General features: G+C 46.4%; 23 protein-coding genes and 1 riboswitch. Of the genes, 17 read left to right on the forward strand and 6 right to left on the reverse strand.

What is annotated here, in order from left to right:
* The first annotated feature begins 129 nt into the window (after nt 1-129).
* The 4 genes from NSQ22_RS03320 to NSQ22_RS03335 all read left to right on the forward strand — a co-directional run bounded on the left by NSQ22_RS03320 (nt 130) and on the right by NSQ22_RS03335 (nt 4,861).
* Nucleotides 130-1,395, forward strand: coding sequence for a dicarboxylate/amino acid:cation symporter (locus tag NSQ22_RS03320; RefSeq protein WP_011886826.1), 1,266 nt, complete (start codon nt 130-132; stop codon nt 1,393-1,395).
* 309 nt (nt 1,396-1,704) lie between these two features.
* On the forward strand, nt 1,705-2,532 hold the full coding sequence (locus tag NSQ22_RS03325) for an aldo/keto reductase (RefSeq protein ID WP_008881652.1): 828 nt from the start codon (nt 1,705-1,707) through the stop codon (nt 2,530-2,532).
* Nucleotides 2,533-2,688: 156 nt separating this feature from the next.
* Nucleotides 2,689-3,378: a zinc metallopeptidase gene (locus NSQ22_RS03330; protein ID WP_008881651.1), complete on the forward strand. Its 690-nt coding sequence runs from the start codon at nt 2,689-2,691 to the stop codon at nt 3,376-3,378.
* A gap of 130 nt (nt 3,379-3,508) precedes the next feature.
* A complete protein-coding gene (locus NSQ22_RS03335; protein WP_011886828.1) occupies nt 3,509-4,861 on the forward strand; it encodes a hemolysin family protein in 1,353 nt (450 codons plus the stop codon).
* 76 nt (nt 4,862-4,937) lie between these two features.
* Here the strand turns inward: NSQ22_RS03335 and NSQ22_RS03340 are convergent, their stop codons facing one another.
* Nucleotides 4,938-5,837, reverse strand: coding sequence for an RluA family pseudouridine synthase (locus NSQ22_RS03340; RefSeq protein WP_087959876.1), 900 nt, complete (start codon nt 5,835-5,837; stop codon nt 4,938-4,940).
* Nucleotides 5,838-5,975: 138 nt separating this feature from the next.
* On the opposite strand from NSQ22_RS03340, the gene NSQ22_RS03345 reads away from it, so the two are divergent.
* The gene (locus tag NSQ22_RS03345; protein ID WP_008881648.1) at nt 5,976-6,374 is read left to right on the forward strand and encodes a YhcU family protein; all 399 of its coding nucleotides are present in this window, start codon (nt 5,976-5,978) and stop codon (nt 6,372-6,374) included.
* Between the two features lie 36 nt (nt 6,375-6,410).
* On the opposite strand, the gene NSQ22_RS03350 is transcribed toward NSQ22_RS03345, so the two are convergent.
* Both NSQ22_RS03350 and NSQ22_RS03355 read right to left on the reverse strand, forming a co-directional pair.
* On the reverse strand, nt 6,411-6,887 hold the full coding sequence (locus NSQ22_RS03350) for a thioredoxin family protein (RefSeq protein ID WP_008881647.1): 477 nt from the start codon (nt 6,885-6,887) through the stop codon (nt 6,411-6,413).
* Nucleotides 6,884-7,321 carry a disulfide oxidoreductase gene (locus NSQ22_RS03355; protein ID WP_060475651.1) on the reverse strand — a complete coding sequence of 146 codons (438 nt, stop codon included), beginning with the start codon at nt 7,319-7,321 and terminating at the stop codon, nt 6,884-6,886. Before NSQ22_RS03355 ends, NSQ22_RS03350 begins: the two co-directional genes overlap by 4 nt.
* 241 nt (nt 7,322-7,562) lie before the next feature.
* On the opposite strand from NSQ22_RS03355, the gene NSQ22_RS03360 reads away from it, so the two are divergent.
* Entirely contained in the window at nt 7,563-8,009 is a 447-nt protein-coding gene (locus NSQ22_RS03360; protein WP_008881645.1) for a CBS domain-containing protein, read from the forward strand.
* Nucleotides 8,010-8,122: 113 nt separating this feature from the next.
* Nucleotides 8,123-9,880 carry a phospho-sugar mutase gene (locus NSQ22_RS03365; RefSeq protein ID WP_011886832.1) on the forward strand — a complete coding sequence of 586 codons (1,758 nt, stop codon included), beginning with the start codon at nt 8,123-8,125 and terminating at the stop codon, nt 9,878-9,880.
* A 52-nt stretch (nt 9,881-9,932) separates the two neighbouring features.
* Here NSQ22_RS03365 and NSQ22_RS03370 read toward each other — a convergent pair whose 3' ends face one another.
* Nucleotides 9,933-10,190 (reverse strand): YhdB family protein, encoded by a 258-nt coding sequence (locus tag NSQ22_RS03370; protein WP_008881643.1) that lies wholly within the window; start codon nt 10,188-10,190, stop codon nt 9,933-9,935.
* 180 nt (nt 10,191-10,370) lie between these two features.
* Between NSQ22_RS03370 and NSQ22_RS03375 the strand changes: the two genes are divergently transcribed.
* Nucleotides 10,371-10,619, forward strand: a complete 249-nt coding sequence (locus tag NSQ22_RS03375) for a hypothetical protein (RefSeq protein ID WP_029761466.1) — start codon at nt 10,371-10,373, stop codon at nt 10,617-10,619.
* A 30-nt stretch (nt 10,620-10,649) separates the two neighbouring features.
* Here NSQ22_RS03375 and NSQ22_RS03380 read toward each other — a convergent pair whose 3' ends face one another.
* Entirely contained in the window at nt 10,650-11,255 is a 606-nt protein-coding gene (locus tag NSQ22_RS03380) for a DedA family protein (RefSeq protein WP_029761465.1), read from the reverse strand.
* 158 nt (nt 11,256-11,413) lie between these two features.
* Between NSQ22_RS03380 and NSQ22_RS03385 the strand changes: the two genes are divergently transcribed.
* The 7 genes from NSQ22_RS03385 to NSQ22_RS03415 all read left to right on the forward strand — a co-directional run bounded on the left by NSQ22_RS03385 (nt 11,414) and on the right by NSQ22_RS03415 (nt 17,945).
* Complete coding sequence (locus NSQ22_RS03385; protein ID WP_011886835.1) at nt 11,414-12,835, forward strand: SpoVR family protein; 1,422 nt, start codon at nt 11,414-11,416, stop codon at nt 12,833-12,835.
* A 284-nt stretch (nt 12,836-13,119) separates the two neighbouring features.
* Nucleotides 13,120-14,466 (forward strand): cytochrome ubiquinol oxidase subunit I, encoded by a 1,347-nt coding sequence (locus tag NSQ22_RS03390; RefSeq protein ID WP_339264173.1) that lies wholly within the window; start codon nt 13,120-13,122, stop codon nt 14,464-14,466.
* Nucleotides 14,463-15,491 (forward strand): cytochrome d ubiquinol oxidase subunit II, encoded by a 1,029-nt coding sequence (locus NSQ22_RS03395; RefSeq protein WP_008881636.1) that lies wholly within the window; start codon nt 14,463-14,465, stop codon nt 15,489-15,491. The genes NSQ22_RS03390 and NSQ22_RS03395 overlap by 4 nt, the downstream gene beginning before the upstream one ends.
* A gap of 186 nt (nt 15,492-15,677) precedes the next feature.
* Nucleotides 15,678-15,968: a hypothetical protein gene (locus NSQ22_RS03400; RefSeq protein WP_008881634.1), complete on the forward strand. Its 291-nt coding sequence runs from the start codon at nt 15,678-15,680 to the stop codon at nt 15,966-15,968.
* 107 nt (nt 15,969-16,075) lie between these two features.
* A riboswitch (guanidine-I (ykkC/yxkD leader) is annotated at nt 16,076-16,178 on the forward strand.
* A gap of 56 nt (nt 16,179-16,234) precedes the next feature.
* Complete coding sequence (gene sugE / locus NSQ22_RS03405; protein WP_029761463.1) at nt 16,235-16,555, forward strand: quaternary ammonium compound efflux SMR transporter SugE; 321 nt, start codon at nt 16,235-16,237, stop codon at nt 16,553-16,555.
* A 412-nt stretch (nt 16,556-16,967) separates the two neighbouring features.
* Nucleotides 16,968-17,240 (forward strand): DUF1232 domain-containing protein, encoded by a 273-nt coding sequence (locus tag NSQ22_RS03410; protein ID WP_029761462.1) that lies wholly within the window; start codon nt 16,968-16,970, stop codon nt 17,238-17,240.
* 12 nt (nt 17,241-17,252) lie between these two features.
* Entirely contained in the window at nt 17,253-17,945 is a 693-nt protein-coding gene (locus tag NSQ22_RS03415) for a TerC family protein (RefSeq protein WP_029761461.1), read from the forward strand.
* Between the two features lie 38 nt (nt 17,946-17,983).
* On the opposite strand, the gene NSQ22_RS03420 is transcribed toward NSQ22_RS03415, so the two are convergent.
* Nucleotides 17,984-18,433: a hypothetical protein gene (locus NSQ22_RS03420; RefSeq protein WP_011886839.1), complete on the reverse strand. Its 450-nt coding sequence runs from the start codon at nt 18,431-18,433 to the stop codon at nt 17,984-17,986.
* Between the two features lie 286 nt (nt 18,434-18,719).
* Here NSQ22_RS03420 and NSQ22_RS03425 point away from each other — a divergent pair, with 286 nt between their 5' ends.
* Together NSQ22_RS03425 and NSQ22_RS03430 are read left to right on the forward strand one after the other, a co-directional pair.
* Nucleotides 18,720-20,798, forward strand: coding sequence for a carbon starvation CstA family protein (locus tag NSQ22_RS03425; protein WP_029761460.1), 2,079 nt, complete (start codon nt 18,720-18,722; stop codon nt 20,796-20,798).
* Nucleotides 20,791-20,994, forward strand: coding sequence for a YbdD/YjiX family protein (locus NSQ22_RS03430; RefSeq protein ID WP_011886841.1), 204 nt, complete (start codon nt 20,791-20,793; stop codon nt 20,992-20,994). The genes NSQ22_RS03425 and NSQ22_RS03430 overlap by 8 nt, the downstream gene beginning before the upstream one ends.
* The last annotated feature ends 184 nt before the right edge of the window (nt 20,995-21,178 follow it).

Consider the following 21,178-nt stretch of genomic DNA (forward strand, 5'->3'; position numbering starts at 1 on the left):
TGCAACTTCGCAAACGTTTAAGACCAAAAAGACCAAAATGACCATTATCACCATAATATTTTTATTTGGCTGACTTTTCTTTATGATGTTGTTGAAAGCGTTGTCAAGACGGTGAAAGGAGTGGGAGAAATGAGGGGGAAATTCAAAAATTTAACCGTACAAGTCATTATCGGTATTGTTTTAGGGATTATCGTCGGATTTTTATTTCCGGAATTTGGTTCTAAATTAAAAGTGTTAGCTGATGGATTTATTAAGTTGATTAAAATGGTGATTGCCCCGATCATTTTCTTTACCGTTGTGATCGGGATCGGCAATATGGGAGACTTGAAAAAAATTGGCCGCATCGGCGGAAAGGCCCTCCTTTACTTTGAGATTGTGACGACGTTTGCGTTGGCGATTGGAATTGTTGTTGTTAACCTCATCAAACCAGGGGTTGGCTTCAACACTGATGCAGCCAAAGGTGGCGACATTTCACAATATACGAAGCAAGCGGAAGAAACAAGCCATGGGTTTGTTGATTTTGTGCTAAGCATTATCCCGGATAACGTTGTCGCGGCGATGGCCAGCGGGGAATTGCTTCCGGTGCTCTTCTTCGCCGTTCTGTTTGGATTGGCGGCGGCTGGTTTAGGGGAAAAAGCCAAACCAGTGCTTTCCTTGTTTGAGCGGATCGCAGAAATTTTCTTTGGCGTCGTCAACATGGTCATGAAGGTATCACCGATCGCCGCATTTGGTGCGATGGCGTATACGATCGGCACGTTCGGTCTCGGCTCGCTCGTGTCGCTCGGCAAGCTGATGGGATCGGTATATATTACGATGGCGCTCTTTATTTTCATCGTGCTCGGCGGGATTGCCAAGTTTTACGGATTTAACATCTTTAAGTTTCTCGCCTATATTAAAGAAGAATTGTTGCTCGTTCTTGGCACGTCTTCATCTGAATCGGCTTTGCCGCGGTTGATGGAGCGGCTTGAAAAATACGGTTGCTCGAAGTCGGTCGTTGGCCTTGTCGTTCCGACTGGATACTCGTTTAACTTGGACGGCACATCGATTTATTTGTCGATGGCGGCCATTTTCATCGCCCAAGCATACGGGATTGATTTAAGCATTTGGCAAGAGTTGACGTTGCTTGGAGTGTTAATGCTCACCTCGAAGGGGGCAGCAGGGGTGACCGGTTCGGGCTTTATCACCCTAGCCGCCACGTTAGCGGCGTTCCCAATGATTCCGGTCGAGGGTATCGCCTTGCTGCTTGGGGTCGACCGTTTTATGTCCGAGGCGCGGGCGATTACAAACATTATTGGCAACGCAGTAGCCACGGTTGTCGTTTCGAAAATGGAAAATGAGTTTCATCCTTCTGCTGAACAAAAACTAGCGGAAGGGAATATGACCATTGCGAAGTAAGAAACATGGGGCTGCTCCAAAAGGCCGCACAGTTGGCCTTTAGAGCAGCTTTTTTCTAGTACATTTAAGAAACGGAGTGGACTTCACTTTATGTTTCCGGCGCTAAACGATTTTGGGTAGTGAAATACTACACTCCTATACAAACAACAAAGGGATGATGACAAGAGAGTGATGAATACTGCAGCCAAAATGAAAGTAAAGTAAGCACGTTTGAATCAAAATCCAAACGGCACCTTTGGGCATATATTTTGCTTTTTCTTGGCTGTTTTCCCATAATAAAACTATATAGATGTTGAAGGGGGAAGTAGAGTGAATAGTTTGCAAGATTGCACTGTATTACATAACGGTGTGAAAATGCCGTGGGTCGGTCTTGGTGTTTACAAAGTAAAAGAGGGAGAGGAAGTAAAAGGAGCGGTGCGTACCGCATTGGAGGTAGGATATCGCCATATTGATACGGCCGCTTTTTATGAAAACGAGGAAGGGGTCGGACAAGCGATCCGCGAATCGGGTATTCCGCGCGAGCAAGTGTTTGTGACAACGAAAGTATGGAATACGGACCAAGGATATGAAACGACGCTCAAAGCGTTTAATACAAGCTTGAAAAAGCTCGGCTTTGATTACGTTGACTTGTACTTAGTCCACTGGCCGGTGAAAGGGAAATATAAAGAAACGTACAAGGCGCTTGAAAAGCTGTATAAAGACGGCTATGTGCGCGCGATTGGTGTAAGCAACTTCCAAATTCACCATTTGCAAGATGTACTAGCCGATTGTGAAATTAAGCCTATGGTCAACCAAGTTGAGTATCATCCGCGCCTAACGCAAAAAGAGCTGCATGCGTTCTGTCGAGAAAACGGCATCCAGCTTGAGGCATGGTCGCCGCTTATGCGCGGGGAAATTTTAAACGAACCAACAATCGTTGAGATTGGGAAAAAATACGGAAAAACACCGGCGCAAGTCGTGCTGCGTTGGGATTTGCAAAACGGTGTCGTGACGATTCCGAAATCGGTGACGCCGGCGCGCATTAAAGAAAACGCTACTATTTTCGACTTTTCGCTGACAGATGAGGAAATGAGACAAATCGATGCGTTAAACTTGAACAAGCGGATTGGAGCCGATCCGGACAATTTCAATTTTTGATGAATGGATCGGTTAAACAGCGCCCATCGTCGGCGCTGTTTTTTCTAGAGATATGATGAAACCAAAGCGGTATGTTTGACGTATGAAACAATGAACAAGTACAATAAATAATAGTATATACATTGGATGATCATTAGAAAAACGGAGGGTGCTGCGATGCTATTCCATCCGATGGATATTTTCATTTTTATTGCTTTCTTGATCTCGCTTTGGGCACAATGGAAAGTGTCGAGCAACTTCAAAACTTGGTCCGAAGTCCCGGCTTCATCAGGCTTGACGGGAGCGGAAGTGGCGCGCATGATTTTGGATCGTCACGGCTTGCACCATGTGCCGGTTGAGGTCGTGCCGGGGCGGCTTTCTGACCATTACGATCCAATTTCCCGCGTCGTTCGTTTGTCCGAACCGGTCTTTTACGGGCGCTCAATCGCATCCATTTCCGTTGCCGCTCATGAAGTCGGCCATGCTGTTCAGCATCAGCAAGGGTACGCGGCGCTTGTTCTTCGCCACCGGATGTTTCCAATTGTGAACTTCGCTTCCGGTGTGGCTCCGTTTTTGCTGTTGGTGGGATTTTTGCTTCAACAATTTTCGTTGCTCGGTCTCGGCATTTTGTTCTTCTCACTGGCAGTGGCGTTTCAGATTATTACGCTACCCGTCGAGTTTAATGCAAGTGCACGGGCGAAACGGTTTATGCTCGCTGAAGGAGTGATCGCTCCAGATGAAACGCGCGGCGTGAACAAAGTGCTTGGGGCAGCAGCGTTGACGTATGTCGCTGCGACATTGATTGCTGTGCTTGAGTTGCTGAAATATGTACTCATTTTTACCCAAGCGAACAATAGCGAAGAGTAAACCGTTCGCCGCCGCTTCGGACCGCCCGCCGTTGGCGGCCGTTCGGCGGCATTACTGTCTATAGGGTGCTGTTGAAACTTTTATTCGCAGGAGGTGTAACCTGGGCGCTCCATCCGCGCTCAGAGACAAATTGGACATAGCCAGTTTGCTGTTAGTGGCATTGCTCATCGCTTGCACCGCCTTTTTCGTCGCTTCGGAATTTGCGATCGTCAAAGTGCGCAGTTCGCGCATCGACCAACTTGTTAATGAAGGAAATAAACAGGCGGTGGCGGCGAAAAAAGTGATTTCGAATTTGGACGGTTATTTATCGGCGAACCAGCTTGGCATTACTCTTACTTCACTTGGCCTTGGTTGGCTTGGGGAGCCGACGGTGGCGCGGATGTTGCTGCCGCTGTTTGAACGCCTCCATTTATCGGAATCCGTCTCCCACTTTTTAGCGTTTATTATTTCATTTTCACTCATTACGTTTTTGCACGTTGTTGTCGGTGAATTGGCACCGAAAACGTTTGCCATTCATAAGGCGGAAGCGATTACGTTGTGGACGGCTAAGCCGCTTATTTGGTTTTACAAAATCATGTATCCGTTCATTTGGACGCTCAACAATTCTGCGCGGCTCGTGACACGTCTGTTCGGCCTTAGGCCGGTGGCCGAGCATGAAATCGCCCACTCCGAAGAAGAGTTGCGTTTGATTTTATCGGAAAGCTACAAAAGTGGGGAAATTAACCAATCTGAGTACCGCTATGTTAACAACATTTTTCGTTTTGACGACCGTGTGGCCAAAGAAATTATGGTACCGCGTAAAGAAATCGTGGCGTTAGACATTAACAAGAGCGTCAAGGAGAATTTAGCCATTATTCAAGAAGAAAAATATACGCGTTACCCAGTTATCGATGGAGATAAAGACCATGTACTCGGGCTTATTAATGTAAAAGAAGTATTTACAGATTTTGTTGCTAACCCGTCAAACGAAAAACAAATGAAAGATTACATCCGTCCGATTATTCAAGTCATTGAATCGATTGCCATTCATGACTTGCTCGTAAAAATGCAAAAAGAGCGCATCCACATGGCGATTTTAGTGGACGAGTATGGCGGTACGTCTGGACTTGTTACGGTCGAGGACATTTTGGAAGAGATTGTTGGCGAGATTCAAGATGAGTTCGACATTGATGAAACGCCTTTGATCCAAAAAATTGATGACCGATTTATTTTGGATGGTAAAGTGCTCATTGGCGAAGTGAATGACTTGTTGGGGCTAGAGCTTGATGATGACGATGTCGATACGATTGGCGGTTGGGTTTTGACGAAATATTACGACATTCAGACGGGTGACAGTGTGGAAATTGATGGTTATCTCTTTACGGTGAAAGAAATGGATGGCCATCATGTCAAGACGTTGGAAGTGGTGAAAAAAGAACCAAAGCCGGATGAAGAGGAAAGCGAGCCGGCGGATGCGGGGGAAGAGGAGCAGTTGCGCTTGTAAGGCAGACGGGAGAACCGTCTGCCTTTTTATCATCTTTATCGACCACATCTCCATCCCAAGCAAAAACAGGGAGCGCTCAATGGTAAATGTGTGAGAGATCAACCGGGAAATCGTTCGTCGGCGCGAGGCAAACGATTTCTTCATTAGTAAACGGATGGCGGAACGTTAGTTTAACGGCATGAAGCGCATGGCGATGAAACGTTGGTTGGCCGCCATAAAGCATATCGCCGACAAGCGGGTGACCAAGATGGGCCAAATGGACGCGAATTTGGTGTGTCCGCCCGGTGTCAAGGTTTAGCTCAACGAGCGAGGCGGATGGAAACGTTTCAAGCACGCGATAATGTGTCACTGCCCTCGCTCCTGTTTTTGAGACGCGCCGGCGCGTCGGATGATGGCGGTCACGACCGATCGGCGCGGAAATCGTACCTGATTTCGGTGACAGGCGGCCATGAACGAGGGCGACATACGTCCGCTTAATGGTACGATGAGCAAGCATTCGGTCAAGCGTCGCCCCGGCGAGCGGATGTTTGGCAAATAAAATCGTCCCTGACGTATCACGGTCGAGCCGATGAATATGGCGCACTTTTGTCAAAATGGCCTGCGATTGCAAATAAAAGGCAACCGCATTGGCAAGTGTGCCCGTCTGTTTTGGCTCGGATGGATGGATATCGATACCAGCTTCTTTATTCAAGATGAGCAAGTGCTCGTCTTCCCATAAGACGGAAAGCTCCCGGTATTCCGGGATGATTAGTGACGGCTCTGATTCATACGCATAAAGCTGAAGTCGATCCCGTTCACGAAGTGTCGTCTGCCAAGAGACGGCTTGGCCGTTCAGTTTGACGCCCTGTTCCATTCGCCAGCGGTGGGCGAGTTTTTTTGAAGCGGCCCAAACTTCTTTGAGCAGCTGCTCAATGGTCAGCCCACTCCATAGGCTGGGGATGATGCATTCAAGCCAATCGCCTTTTCTTGTCCACAAACGTTGCTATACCTCCCAGTTCCCTGTAGTCGAGGAAACACTTTCTACCTCTATAGGTGTATTGAATATGATACACTCATAGTATCGTTTTAGCGATGGAGAACGCAAGCATTGTAACAAGAAAAGGTGGTATGAACATTGAAAATTATGTACGCGGTGACTCCAGAGCAAGAAAATTACATGCATTATTTATTGAACTATTTCTACACTGACATTTTCCCATACTATTTTGATGATGAGCAAATTCACCAATTTGAGGAACTTGGCATTCTTTCGTTGGAACATGAGCATGTTACATATAACGGAACGATGAAAGAGGCGTTTCAAATCATCTCAGCGCTGCAGTCGTTGATTACGGTCATCGAACATATTGGTGAGCAAGGAGAGTGCGAACAATACGAGTGGTTGTTTGTGCGTAATCAAAACATTTTGGCTCGTCATGGCATCTCTTTTCCGTTTCAGGCAAAGCAGTTTACCCATAAGAAGGCGCTACGGTGCAGCGTCTATTTTCCTGCGACGAGCCAGTGGGTGATGTAAGGAAAAAGGAGCTAAGCCGCCATCGGGCGCAGCTCCTTAGTTTTTTTGCTCCGACAATGAGGAGAACCATTGGCGGAACGTTTGTTTATCGTGATACCCTTCAATGCGTTTCGTCTCTTTTCCGTTTTCGTAATGGACGATGGTCGGGGTGGATTCAATCCCATATGTATCCCAGCCATTTTCAAATTCGAGCAAGTTAAACAGTTTTAAATCGATGCCAAGCTGTTTGGTTAACGGCACGACAATTGGCGTTGTCCGCCGACAATGTGGGCATGTTGGACTGTAAAAATAAACGGTAAGAGACTTTCCATCGGCTAGCTGTTGTTTTAACTCGTCAGGCAAAATAATGTTTTGGTAATTCGGATCATCGAGTTGATCGATGGTGGCCGGATGCAGCTCGCTTTTCTGATAAGGATTATTTTTAGCTGCTTCTTTTTGTTCATACAACGTAACAAAAGCAATAGCAGCAAATAAAACGACAATTACCCCGCCAAATATGAGCAGTTTTTTCAACGTTCATTCTCCTCCTTTTGCTGCCGCATAACAGCAAGGCTCAAGAAAATGATAATGGTAAAGGCCGTCAACGCCAAAAATGGAATGGTAATAAAGCCGAGCCAGTTAATGTATTGTCCTGTACATGGGACACGGCCACAGCTGATGGCGTAGTCTTGGAAAAACGGGATCTTTTGTAAGGAATAGTGATATAAAGAAATCATGCCCCCGATAATCGATAGCGCCAAACTATAACGGGCAGCTGTAAAATCTTTGCGAACGATGGCGATTCCTAAAATGATGACTTGTGGATACATAAAAATACGTTGAAACCAACATAAGTCGCAAGGAATAAAACGAAGCACTTCAGAAAAGTATAAACTCCCAAGGGTGGCAACAAACGCTGTCGCCCAAGCGAACAACAATAAATGTTCTCTTCGTTTTTCTTCCTCCATGTGTGCACCTTCTTTCTTATGCAGTGCTGACGACAGTAGCCATCTTGGCGAGAAAATTAGCGGGGAAATCGTCATTTTCAGCTTTGGCTTCCCGATTACTGCTTTCTTTCAGCGAAAGAACTTAACTTCATTATAAGGGATGAAAAATGGCACGTCCATTCGCAACCGCCAAAGGGCATATTTTCTATCTATTATCCCCCAGCAAACGAGCCATACTAATCGGTGAAAGGGGAGGATTACATTGACCAACAACAATGCGAACAAAGTGCAGGACATTATGACGAAAAACGTCGCGACCGTTTCGCCGAATCAAACGGTGCAAGAAGCAGCGCAAATCATGAGCCAAAAAAATATTGGCGCGCTTCCGGTTGTGGAAAGCGGGCAAGTCAAAGGGATGATTACCGACCGCGATATTACGCTCCGCGTCACATCCCAAGGGAAAGACCCGGCGGCAGTAAAAGTATCAGATGTCATGACCAACCAAGTCGTCACTGGTACGCCAAACATGAGCGTCCAAGATGCGGCTAACGTCATGGCGCAGCACCAAGTTCGTCGTTTGCCAATTGTAGAGAACAACCAGCTTCAAGGCATCGTTGCTTTAGGGGATATCGCGACGAACAGCGCATCAAATGAAGCGGCTGAACAAGCGCTAACGAACATTTCCGAACCGTCACAGCCACAAGGATAATGGAAGAAAAAGGGTGTCCATATTTTCCAGGACATCCTTTTTCTTTTAGCAGGTATGTTGTATGATGGTAACGAATACATAAAGAGGAGAAATAAAGATTGGAGGTAACAGCAATGGAGTGGAGACAAAAATATGAACAATGGCTTCGCGAACCGCAGTTGGATCCAGAGCTGAAGCAGCTTCTGGAGCAACACCGTGACGATGAGCGGTGGCTCGAAGATTGTTTTTACAAAAATTTGGAATTTGGCACCGGCGGTATGCGCGGTGAAATTGGACCGGGGACGAACCGAATGAACATTTATACGGTTCGGAAAGCCTCGGAGGGTTTGGCACGATACATACAATCGTTTGGCAATGAGGCGAAACAGCGTGGAGTCGTCATTGCCTACGACTCCCGGCATAAATCGCCGGAATTCGCCATGGAAGCGGCGAAAACGTTAGCTACAAACGGTATTCAAACATACGTGTTTGATGAATTGCGGCCGACGCCGGAGCTGTCGTTTGCCGTTCGTCATTTGGGAGCATTTTCTGGCATTGTCATTACCGCCAGCCATAACCCACCGGAATATAACGGCTACAAAGTATATGGTGAAGACGGAGGGCAGCTGCCGCCGGATACTGCTGATGAAGTGATCCGCTACGTCAATGAAGTCGAGAACGAGCTCGCCATTCATGTCGAGGATGAAGAAACGTTAAAAGAAAAAGGGCTGATCCGCATCATTGGCCAAGAAATTGATGAGGCGTATGTGAATGCCGTAAAAACCATCTCGCTTCATCCGGAACTGGCTCAAGAGACGGATATTCGCATCGTGTTTACGCCGCTTCACGGCACGTCAAACAAACCGGTGCGCCGTGTGCTAGCTGAACTTGGCTACCAAAACGTTTTTGTCGTTCAGGAGCAAGAACAGCCGGATCCGAATTTTTCAACTGTTGCCTCACCAAACCCAGAAGAGCATGCAGCTTTTGCCTTAGCGATTGAGCTTGGCAAGCAAGTAAATGCCGACTTGCTCATTGCCACCGACCCGGACGCAGACCGGCTCGGCATTGCTGTAAAAAATGAGCAAGGAGAGTATGTCGTTTTAACCGGTAACCAAACGGGTGGGCTGCTGCTTCATTATTTATTGTCTCAGCGGAAAGAAAAAGGTTTACTGCCACAAAATGGCGTCGTCTTAAAAACGATCGTGACATCCGAGTTTGGCCGGGCGATTGCTGACTCGTTCGGTTTGGAGACGATCGATACGCTGACCGGATTTAAATTCATTGGTGAAAAAATCAAGGAATATGAACAAACGGGTCAGTATACGTTCCAGTTTGGCTATGAGGAAAGTTACGGATATTTAATCGGGGATTTTGCACGCGATAAAGATGCGGTACAGGCAGCCGTTCTTGCAGCGGAAGTGTGTGCGTTTTACAAACAGCAGGGGCTGTCTCTGTATGAAGCGCTTCTTCAATTGTTTGACAAATACGGGTATTACCGTGAAGGGCAACAGTCGCTCACGTTAAAAGGCAAGGAAGGAGCGGAAACGATCGCTGCTATTTTATCGTCATTCCGCGAGCAACCGCCGGTTGAGGCAGCTGGGAAAAAAGTGACAGTGATCGAGGATTACAAAACGAAGGAGCGGACGAATACGTTAACTGGGGAGAAAACTGCCATCACACTTCCAACTTCGAACGTCTTGAAATACGTATTAGAGGATGGCTCTTGGTTTTGTCTGCGTCCATCAGGGACGGAGCCGAAAATGAAAGCGTACTTTGGTGTCAAAGGAACATCACTGCAAGATAGTGAAGAAAAATTGGCGAACCTTACTGATGCTGTCATGCAACGAGTGCATGACGTCTTGCGTACCGTTTCGCCTTCTTATGCTCAATAATCAATGAACAATCAACGGCGGGGAATTGGACGAAACCAATTCCCCGTTGCTTTTACGAGTAAAAATATGCGTACTGCTCGACTCCCATTTTTTGTTCACTCACCTCAAGCGCATGATCAATATAGCGCAATAAGGCAGTGAGCCTCTCCTGAATGACGGAGTAGTCGTGCTCGAAATTATAGGCGTGGAGAAATTTCTCAATTTTTTTCGACAGCATGTCATCAGGCGTGCGCACCATTAAAATGAGCAAATTGTCCCATTCGGAGCGATGCGTATAATAAAGCGCCCTATCATAGTCGATGGTGTTCAAGCGGCATGCCTCCTTTATCAAGAAGGAGTCATTGTTAGTGTATGACGGCTAAACGTTTTGTTGCGCTGTAAATGTTGTGTCATGAGGGAAAATATAAATTATAACCGAAATGGAGAGAAAAAAGGAAAAGTAAATGTTTTAATTTTTCGACAATAATAGTATCCTCTAAGCAAGGGGATGATGAGAATGAACAAACGACACGAGGGACAAGAAATGATAAAGATGTGCAAATGGATGGCGTCTGTCGGCTTAATCGTTGGAATAGCACTTTTTTTGCTCAGTTTTATCGCAAACGCTTACAATAAAGACTTTTTCCTAACGATCGTCAGCCTCGGAATCATCGGAGCCTCCATGGTCATGTTTGGATTTGGCTTGTTTATGGGCTTGTTGATAGAAACGTATCAACGCGATTCGACCGAAAATGTATAGTGCGGGTAGAGAAAGAAAAAGCACCGGCGTTCAATCCGGTGGTTTTTGTTTTTGTTGGGCATGCCAGTAGAAAACCGTGAAAATGAAAACGGCCAGAAAAACGGAAAATAAAAATGGACGGTAGGCATCGATGTACTGCCTGAAAGCCATCCAGCGGCTTTCGAAATAGGTGCCGATCGTCAAAAAAACCGCGACCCACACCACCGCTCCACTGTAGGCGAACAAGGCAAATTTTCTCCAATCGTAAGCATTCACGCCGGCCCAAAAGGCGGCGAGATGCCGAACGCCCGGGATGAAATAGCAAATGAATAATACGGCTGGGCCGAGCTTCGAGAAGAGTGTTTTCGTTTGTTGGAGCCGCTTTTCTGTTATATGGAGCTTTGGGCCGAATTTATGCAAAAACGGCAAGCCGAGCGTAATTCCAAGAATGTAACCGAGCGAAATGCCGGTAGTTGCCCCAAACAAGCAGACAAGAAAGGCGAGCGGATACGAAAATGCGCCGGTGGAGACGCGGTAACCGGTATAGATCAACAATAGTTCGTCAGGAATCGGCAGCCCGACGATGCCAAGCATAAGCGCGATCATAATGCCGACATAGCCAAAGTGATCGATGAGATGGTGCAAATAATGTTGCAAATCATCACCACGCTTTGCTGCAATTTTTATATGACCATTATAATGAAAAAAGTGAAAAATGAAAATGAGTGGCAGCCGGGGAACGATGACAAACGATTGAACGTATCAAAACGCCTTTTTCCTCATACATTGTGATAAGGGGAAAAGGGGGGATTAGGATGCGGCAGGACGAGCTGAAAGAGCTGGAACGGGCGATTGCTGAGATTACGGAAATTGCTGAAGGATTTGGTCTGGATTTTTACCCGATGCGCTATGAAATTTGCCCGGCGGACATTATTTACACGTTCGGCGCCTACGGAATGCCGACGCGTTTTTCCCATTGGAGTTTTGGAAAGCAGTTTTACAAAATGAAGCTGCATTACGACTTAGGGTTAAGCAAAATTTACGAACTCGTCATCAATTCGGATCCTTGTTATGCATTTTTGCTTGATACGAACACGCTTATTCAAAATAAGTTGATCGTCGCCCACGTGTTGGCGCATAGCGACTTTTTCAAAAACAATATTCGCTTCAGCAACACGAAGCGCGATATGGTTGAGAGCATGGCGGCGACAGCTGAACGGATTAAGCGTTATGAACATCAATATGGAAAGCTGGAAGTGGAAAAATTTTTAGATGCCGTCTTGGCCATTCAAGAGCATATCGACCCGTCGCTGTTGCGGCCGAAATTGTCATGGACATGGGAAGATACGGAGGTGTACGAGGAAGAAGAACAGCCAAAAACATCAACGCCATACGATGACTTATGGTCGCTTGATGAACGGAACAAGCCAAAAACGCCGCCACGGAAAAAACGGCGCAAGTTTCCGCCGCAGCCGGAAAAAGATGTGCTATTGTTCATTGAAGAATATAGCCGCGAGCTCGAGGACTGGCAGCGTGATATTTTGACGATGATGCGCGAAGAAATGCTCTATTTTTGGCCACAGCTCGAGACAAAAATCATGAATGAAGGCTGGGCGACGTATTGGCATCAGCGCATTTTGCGCGAGATGGATTTGACGAGTGATGAAGCGATCGAATTTGCTAAACTGAACGCCAACGTCGTGCAGCCGTCGCGCACCGGCATCAACCCGTATTATTTAGGATTGAAAATTTTTGAAGACATTGAAGAGCGATGGAACAATCCGACGGAAGAAATGAAAAAATATGGCGTCAAACCAGGATCGGGACGAGCGAAACTTTTTGAAGTGCGTGAGTTGGAGTCCGACATCTCGTTTTTGCGTAATTATTTGACGAAAGAGCTCGTCATGCGTGAAGATATGTATTTATTCCAAAAGCAAGGAAAAGATTACAAAATTGTGGATAAAAACTGGGAGAATATCCGTGATCAGCTCGTCAGTATGCGGGTGAACGGCGGATTCCCATACATTACAGTGAATGATGGCGATTATATGCGCAATGGGGAGCTATACTTAAAGCATTGGTACGAGGGAATTGAATTGGATTTGAAGTATTTGGAAAAGGTATTGCCATACATTTATCAGTTGTGGGGACGCCCCGTTCATATGGAGACGGTCGTCGAAGAAAAACCAATGCTGTTTACGTATGACGGGAAGACGGTGCATCGCAAATATTTATAATTCAGGGCAGGGATATCCTGCTTTTTTTGTTTGTCACGATGGATATGTGAAAAATGACACAAATTATTCGAAATTATGCCGGATAATGTTGCTGATCTTATGAAATAATATGAAGTGGATTATTTGTGATAATTGTCACAAACTCATCAATATTGTCTGTTTGTCCGGGGGGATGGTTATGTGGGAGCGGCATGAAAAAAAGCTTGTATTTATTAGCTTTGCTGTTGCGGCAGTGGCGTTGCTTTCCTTGATTGGCCGCTTGTTTTCATAAGGGGGGATGAATCATGAACGGCTATGATCCAGTGTTGCTTAGCCGTATTTTGACAGAATTGACGTTAACGGTCCATATTATTTACGCCACGATTGGTGTCGGGGTCCCGCTTATGATCGCTATTGCTCAGTGGGTTGGGATTCGCAAAAACGACATGCATTACATCTTGCTCGCCCGACGTTGGACGCGCGGCTTTGTCATCACTGTAGCGGTCGGGGTGGTGACTGGAACGGCGATCGGCTTGCAGCTATCGCTTTTATGGCCGAACTTTATGCAGCTGGCTGGTCAGGTGATCAGCTTGCCGCTATTCATGGAAACATTTGCTTTCTTTTTTGAAGCCATTTTCTTGGGCATTTATTTGTACACATGGGATCGGTTCAAAAATCAAAAAAAACATTTGCTTTTGCTCATTCCGGTGGCCATCGGCTCTTCGGCATCAGCCATGTTTATTACGATGGTGAACGCGTTTATGAATACGCCGCAAGGGTTTGAGTTGAAAAACGGAGAGCTTGTCAACATTGATCCTATCGTGGCTATGTTCAACCCAGCGATGCCGACAAAGGTCGCTCATGTGTTGGCAACGTCATATATGACGTCGGCATTCGTGCTCGCCTCGATCACTGCTTGGCATTTATGGAAAGGCAACCGCCACATTTACCATCGTAAAGCACTTCATTTAACGATGAAAACAGCTTTTATTTTTTCCGTAGCTAGTGCGTTGGTCGGTGACTTATCCGGAAAATTTTTAGCCGAATACCAGCCAGAAAAGCTGGCAGCCGCTGAATGGCATTTTGAAACGAGTTCCCACGCGCCGCTTATCTTGTTCGGCACGCTTGAAGAAGACAACGAAGTGAAATATGCTTTGGAAATCCCATATGCTCTTAGTATTTTGGCCCATAACCATCCCGCCGCAGTTGTGACTGGACTGAATGATATTCCGGAAGATGAGCGTCCGCCGCTGTACATTCATTACTTATTTGATGTGATGGTTACGATCGGTGTGTTTTTAATGGTTGTCGCAGCCGTATATTGGCTTGGATCAATTTTCCGATGGAAATGGACGGCGAAAAATTGGTTTTTTGGGCTGTTAGTGGCAGGAGGGCCGTTGGCGATGATCGCGATTGAGGCTGGATGGTACTTAGCGGAAGTCGGGCGGCAACCGTGGATTTTGCGCGGCTATATGAAAACCGCAGAAGGGGCGACAACGTCCGCGCATGTTGATACGATGCTTGTTTTGTTTTGCCTTTTGTATATAGTGTTGGTCATTGCAAGTGCAACAGTGCTCATTCGCATGTTCCGCCGCAACCCGGTCGAACGGGAGCTGGAAGAACGCGCGAATAGGGGGGAGGTGGCGCCATGACGCTCGAAGTCATCGGCATCTCGGTACTATGGTTGTTTTTGTTCGGCTACATTATTGTTGCCTCGATTGATTTCGGAGCCGGGTTTTTCAGCGTTTATAGCCATTGGGCAAACCAACAGCATATTTTGCATCGCATCATTCAGCGTTATCTTTCCCCTGTATGGGAAGTGACGAACGTCTTTCTCGTCTTTTTCTTTGTTGGCATTGTCGGCTTTTTTCCAAAAACAGCGTATTATTACGGATCGATTTTGCTTGTTCCTGCAAGCATTGCCATTGTTTTGTTAGCCATCCGCGGCTCGTACTATGCGTTTCATACGTACGGGGAGACAGAGCGGAACTGGTATTTGCTCGCTTATGGATTGACGGGTTTGTTTATTCCCGCCTCACTGTCAATCGTGTTGACGATTTCCGAAGGCGGATTTGTAGAAGAAAACGCGGCGGGTGTTGCGCTTGACTATGGGAAGCTGTTTGCGAGCCCGTTGTCATGGAGTGTTGTGTTGTTAAGTGTGACGAGCGTTCTTTATATTTCTGCTGTTTTTTTGACGTATTATGCGGACGCGGCTGGGGATGAACAAGCGCGGGCGCTGTTACGCCGCTACGCCCTTCTTTGGAGCGGGCCAACGATGTTGTCAGCGCTGCTCATTATATACCAGCTCCGCTACCATAATCCTGAGCATTATGACAATCTATGGAATGTAGCATGGATGTTGGTTATTTCCTTTTTGTTTTTCGTCATCACAGTTTGGCTGCTTGGGCGGCAGCGGCGATTCGGATGGGCGTTTATTGCGCTTTTGTTTCAATATGCGTTCGCCTTTTACGCCTATGGCATTTCGCATTATCCGTATTTGCTATATCCCTATTTGACGATTTATGACGGGTTTACGAATGAAACGATGGCCATGGCGTTGATCGTCGCGTTTATTGCAGGATTACTGTTGTTAATTCCGTCGCTTTATTTACTTATGCGTCTCTTTTTGTTTAACAAGGCGTACGTCAAAGGAAAATGGGAAGGAGGAAAAGGGTGATGCAAACATTTTTGATCATGTATGCGCCGATGGTTGTCGTCGTACTGTCGGTCGTTGCTGCGTTTTGGGTTGGCTTGAAAGATGTGCACGTGAATGAGTAAACACTTTCAATGTTTGATGATGCATAGTTTGCCGTCAATCGCCCACACTAGCGGATGATAACGAATCAAGAAAGGGTGGGCGATCATGAAAGAAACATTGCAGCGTGTGAAAGAGCAGTTGGAACAATCGTTTAACGAACCACACTCGACGAGCCTTGACGGGGCGATTCATGAACTGGAGCAGTTAAAAGCGAACGCTGGAGACAAACAGAAAATGATCGAAGATGTGATCCGTGCGGTGACTCACGCGCGAAATGCACGAATAGAGCTTGCCGAGGCTGGCGATGAATCGGCAACGAACGCTTTCGCTGAGGCCTACCGTGCGCTCGATCAAGCGATTGAATCGTACAGCGATGTTGATAACGATCCGGTGTAAGGCAGGTGGGGATGTCCCATCTGCTTTCTTCTATGACGGTAATGCGGTAGGTCAAATCAGTAGACGATTGGTAACAAACATGGTACAATAACAGCGGATAAAGGAAGAGAAAGGTTTTCTAGGGTTCCGCGGCTGCTTTGCGGCCGGCCTGTGACCGAGAGAAAACGCGCGGCATTCTCGCGTACACGGAGGGACAAAAGCCCGGGAGGAATATCATGTTGATATTTCTCACGGCTTTTTTTATTTTTCAAAAGGAGGAATGAAACGTGGCGTGGGTATACCTAGTTGTCGCCGGGATATTCGAAGTCGTCTGGGCCATTTCGCTGAAATATACGGCTGGGTTCACCCGCCTGTGGCCGTCTGTCATGACCGTTGCCGGGATGGCAGCCAGCTTTTATTTTTTATCGATGGCGATAAAAACATTGCCGATTGGCACCGCCTACGCGGTATGGACAGGAATCGGGGCGTTTGGGGCGGTTGTCATTGGCATGCTATTTTTAAATGAGCCGGTTAATGCGCCGCGGATCGTCTTTTTATTATTCATTCTCGTCGGAATCATCGGTTTAAAGTTTACAGCTGGTCAGTAAAAAGGTGGAAGGATCAAGAGATGATCAGCCGGTTTCGAAAACAAGAATCCATTTCCACTTTCCGTTTGGCGTGGAAAAGATTGATTTTTTGTTGTCATTGGGAAAAATTGAGTTGACAGGACGTATAAACATTGAATATTATGTAATTGAAAGGTAAATATCCTTTTGTTAAAGGGGAGTAGCTTTAACAGCAAAGTCGTCAGTTCAGGGTGTACGCCCTCGGCTTTGTTGGCAACGGTAATGTTGTTAGCGAGACCTTTACCTGTTGTGGTAAAGGTCTATTTTATTTAAAGACCTTTACCAAGCGTGGTAAAGGTCTTTTTCATTTCATGAAACGAAAGGGGGAGGATAACCGTAAAGGAAAGTGGACTCGACTTCGTGGGGAATTGTGAGAAAAATGGAGGGAAATGTCATGCGCAAGTGGTTGAGGTGGCTTCGTTTTGTTGTTAACGTTCGGCGTTTTCTTCCGTTTTTATTTGAATTTTTTGCTTCGCGCGAGGTATCAGTGTGGAAAAAGACGTTCTTCGTTGGATTGTTGCTGTTGTATATTGCGTCGCCGTTTGATCTCATTCCTGATTGGTTTGCGCTATTTGGCTTTATCGATGATTTTACCGTTTTCATGTTTATTTTGCAGCAAATCATTAAGATGGCTCCGGCTTCATTAAAGGAAAAATATAACTTGTAAAGGGGGATGTCTGTGGATTTATTTTCTCCAGAATTTTGGACGGCGTTGCTGTCGATTGTTATTATTGACCTTGTGTTGGCGGGGGATAATGCGATTGTCATCGGATTGGCAGCCCGCAATTTGCCAAAACATCAGCAAAAAAAGGCGGTGATTTGGGGGACTGTCGGTGCTGTCGTTATCCGAGCGATGGCAACGATTTTCGTTGTATGGCTCCTTAAAATTCCAGGCCTCTTGCTTGTCGGTGGTCTTTTACTTATCTGGATCGCTTATAAGTTGCTCGTTGAGGAAAAGGGGCATGATGATATAGAAGCGGGGGGGAGTTTATGGGAAGCAGTCCGCACGATTATTATTGCTGATGCATTGATGGGACTTGATAACGTGTTGGCGGTGGCTGGTGCCGCGCATGGGCATTTCCTCCTCGTTATCTTAGGGCTGTTGATTTCCGTTCCGATTATGGTGTGGGGCAGCACGCTCATTTTAAAATGGATCGAACGCTTCCCGATCATTATTACGATTGGTGCTGGCATTCTCGCTTGGACGGCATCAAAAATGATCGTCGACGAGCCGTTTTTGAAAGGATACTTTGCCAACCCTGTGATTAAATACGGATTTGAGCTGCTTCTTGTCGCTGCTGTCATTGCGATTGGAACGCAGAAAAAAAGAAAGGCCGCCAAAAAACCGCATTTGAAAGTCGCCAATGAATAATTGGCGGCTTTTATAATGGGCGGTGACGGGACAAACAGCTACTTCCATTTCAACAAAAGGATTTGTAACAGCCGACCGATGGCTACCCCAGGGATGACCGATAATATTGGCAGCCAAATGGGCCCGAAAAATATGCCGGCAATCGTGACATCGAACGAGTATATTAAGCCGACCGTCACAGAGTAGGCGGAACAAACAAACGGCAAAAATGAGTATGGTGTTTGTCCGCCACCAGCATCTTTGAATGCATCCCACAAGGTGAAAAAATATAAACAAGGGTAAAACATCAGCCAATTAATTTTCACGATGTTCGCTGCTTCATATGTACGGCCTAAAAAGCTGAGCCAGATCGCTTCATTAAACTGTGATTGTGTGTTAATAAGCAGTTCCAAAAAAATAAACACGATTCCTTTTATATACTTCCTGTTTAACAATTGTCCGAAACCGGGCAAAGCAATGCTCCACAACAATGTTTCCATCGCTTTCACTTTCTCGACCCTTTACTGAAATAATGATCATTGCTTCAACTGGTGCACCATGAAGCGGAGCGAAGAGCAGCAGAGGAGGATTTAATGGACAAAATGCGGTGCACATTTACATTTTTTGCAATGAAGACCTATTTTATACTTTTTGGTAATAGTAAATCAGGGAAATTCTACCTGATGATTTAAACAGTACAAAAGTAGAGGAAAAAATATATTTGATTTTTTCAGAATAATAAATATAATTGTAATATAAATAATTTTGGTAAGAGACGTAGCAAGGAGGAAGCATATGAAAGGACTAAAATCGATTTTGTTATGGGGATTGATTTCTGTTCTCGGGGCTGCAGGGTTTGCCATTTTGGCGTTAAGCCGCGGCGAGTCAATCAATGCGATTTGGCTCATCGTTGCCGCTGTCTGTACATATGCGGTTGCTTATCGCTTTTACAGCCGGTTTATCGCTCGTAAAGTGTTTGGACTTGACGATAACCGAAAAACGCCGGCGGAAGTGTTCAATGACGGGAAAGACTATGTTCCGACGAACAAATGGGTGCTGTTTGGCCATCATTTCGCTGCTATTGCCGGTGCGGGACCGCTTGTCGGACCGATTTTGGCCGCACAAATGGGGTATTTGCCGGGAACGCTTTGGATTATCATCGGTGTCGTCCTCGGTGGAGCGGTGCAAGATTTCATCATTTTATTCGCTTCCATGCGCCGCAACGGAAAATCGCTTGGCGAGATGATTAAAGAAGAAATGGGGCCGGTGACGGGCTTTATCGCAGCGCTTGGTATTTTAGGTATTATGATTATTTTATTGGCTGTGTTGGCGCTCGTTGTTGTGAAAGCGCTTGTTGGAAGCCCGTGGGGAATGTTTACGATTGCGGCAACGATTCCGATTGCGATTTTAATGGGGATTTACATGCGCTTTATCCGTCCGGGACGTGTCGCAGAGGCATCGCTTGGAGGGGTTATTCTTCTGATCTTGTCCATCGTGGCTGGACAATATGTATCGGAACACCCGACGCTTTCTGCAATGTTTACGTTGAAAGGTGAAACAATTGCCATCTTAATGATTATTTACGGTTTTGTCGCTTCGGCGCTGCCGGTATGGTTGCTTTTGGCGCCGCGGGATTATTTGAGCACGTTTTTGAAAATCGGAACGATCGTCGGTCTTGCGCTTGGTATTTTAGTCGTCATGCCAGATTTGCAAATGCCGGCGGTGACAAAATTTATCGATGGTACAGGACCGGTCTTCGCCGGTAACTTGTTCCCGTTCTTGTTTATTACGATTGCTTGCGGTGCGGTGTCCGGATTCCATGCGCTCGTTTCGTCCGGCACCACACCGAAGATGATCGAGCTTGAAAGCCATTCGCGGCCGATTGGTTACGGCGCGATGTTGATGGAATCGTTCGTCGCTGTCATGGCGATGATCGCCGCTTGCATTTTGACACCAGGAGCATACTTCGCGATTAACAGCCCGGCGGCGGTGATCGGTACGGATGTTGCGCAGGCGGCAAAAGTTGTGTCATCGTGGGGATTTACGATCACCCCTGACATGTTGGCGGAGCTGGCGAAAGACGTTGGCGAGCAAACCGTGTTGTCGCGCACGGGCGGGGCTCCAACGCTGGCGATTGGTATGGCGGTCATTTTATCAGACATCATTGGCGGTAAGGCGCTCATGGCATTTTGGTACCACTTCGCCATCTTATTTGAGGCGCTCTTCATTTTAACGACGATTGATGCCGGCACGCGCGTTGGCCGCTTTATGATCCAAGATATTATGGGGACATTTTATAAACCGCTTGGCAAAACGGATTCGCTCGTTTCAAACTTAATCGCGACAACTCTTTGTGTATTGGCGTGGGGCTATTTCTTGTATCAAGGTGTTGTTGATCCGCTTGGCGGCATTAACACACTATGGCCGCTGTTTGGCATCGCCAACCAAATGCTCGCTGGCATCGCTTTATTATTCGCAACGACAGTTCTGTTTAAAATGGGCAAAAAAGCGTATGTCTGGGTCACGCTTGTGCCGACGACATGGCTGCTCGTTGTCACATTGACGGCCGGGTACCAAAAGCTGTTCCACGAAGATGTGAAAATCGGATTTTTGTCGCATGCCAAACTGTTTAAAGAACATTTGAGTCAAGGAAAAGTGCTGGCGCCGGCAGCGAATGAGGCGCAAATGCGGCAAATTATTATGAACGACTATATTGATGCTGTGCTATGTGCGATTTTCATGCTTGTTGTGATCGCAATGCTCATCTCGGCGCTAAATATATGGATCAAAGTGTTGCAAAACAAACATGTGCCGCTCAAAGAAGCGCCATACGTGCCGCGCGACAGTGAAGAAGGAGCGAAGAACTATGCCTAAATGGTTGCAAACCATTTTGTCTTACCGTCGGCAGTTTCTTGACTTGCTTGTCGGTGTGCCGAACTATGAAAAATATGTCGAGCATATGAAAACTCATCACCCAGGTGAGCCGATTAAATCACGAAAAGAATTTTTTTGTGAGGCGCAAGAGGCACGTTATAACGCCAAAGGCGGTAAAGTGTCGCGCTGTTGCTAGAGGTGGGAGGGAAGAAGGGGTTGATCTCCCTTCTTCTTTTTTGTCTTTGTGAAAGTGAGAGAACGCCTTAACTTTCCAATTTGAGAAAAGAAAGACCACCTTCACAAAACAGCTTGACTCATCTATAAGATGTGGGACTAGTGCTTCGGTAAAAAGAGATTGGCCATGCCGGCCAATAAAACAA

Origin of the sequence: Geobacillus sp. FSL K6-3411 (assembly GCF_037965715.1) — a bacterium.
In the GTDB taxonomy this organism is placed as follows: Bacteria; Bacillota; Bacilli; order Bacillales; family Anoxybacillaceae; genus Geobacillus; species Geobacillus thermodenitrificans.

Bases quoted from the DNA above. Each gene is read 5' to 3' on its own strand.
- NSQ22_RS03330 (WP_008881651.1), top strand. From the start codon at position 2,689: ATGCTATTCCATCCGATGGATATTTTCATTTTTATTGCTTTCTTGATC.
- NSQ22_RS03320 (WP_011886826.1), top strand. From the start codon at position 130: ATGAGGGGGAAATTCAAAAATTTAACCGTACAAGTCATTATCGGTATT.
- NSQ22_RS03385 (WP_011886835.1), top strand. From the start codon at position 11,414: ATGCGGCAGGACGAGCTGAAAGAGCTGGAACGGGCGATTGCTGAGATT.
- NSQ22_RS03365 (WP_011886832.1), top strand. From the start codon at position 8,123: ATGGAGTGGAGACAAAAATATGAACAATGGCTTCGCGAACCGCAGTTG.
- NSQ22_RS03410 (WP_029761462.1), top strand. From the start codon at position 16,968: ATGCGCAAGTGGTTGAGGTGGCTTCGTTTTGTTGTTAACGTTCGGCGT.
- NSQ22_RS03375 (WP_029761466.1), top strand. From the start codon at position 10,371: ATGAGAATGAACAAACGACACGAGGGACAAGAAATGATAAAGATGTGC.
- NSQ22_RS03425 (WP_029761460.1), top strand. From the start codon at position 18,720: ATGAAAGGACTAAAATCGATTTTGTTATGGGGATTGATTTCTGTTCTC.
- NSQ22_RS03355 (WP_060475651.1), bottom strand. From the start codon at position 7,321: ATGGAGGAAGAAAAACGAAGAGAACATTTATTGTTGTTCGCTTGGGCG.
- NSQ22_RS03395 (WP_008881636.1), top strand. From the start codon at position 14,463: ATGACGCTCGAAGTCATCGGCATCTCGGTACTATGGTTGTTTTTGTTC.
- NSQ22_RS03430 (WP_011886841.1), top strand. From the start codon at position 20,791: ATGCCTAAATGGTTGCAAACCATTTTGTCTTACCGTCGGCAGTTTCTT.
- NSQ22_RS03400 (WP_008881634.1), top strand. From the start codon at position 15,678: ATGAAAGAAACATTGCAGCGTGTGAAAGAGCAGTTGGAACAATCGTTT.
- NSQ22_RS03390 (WP_339264173.1), top strand. From the start codon at position 13,120: ATGAACGGCTATGATCCAGTGTTGCTTAGCCGTATTTTGACAGAATTG.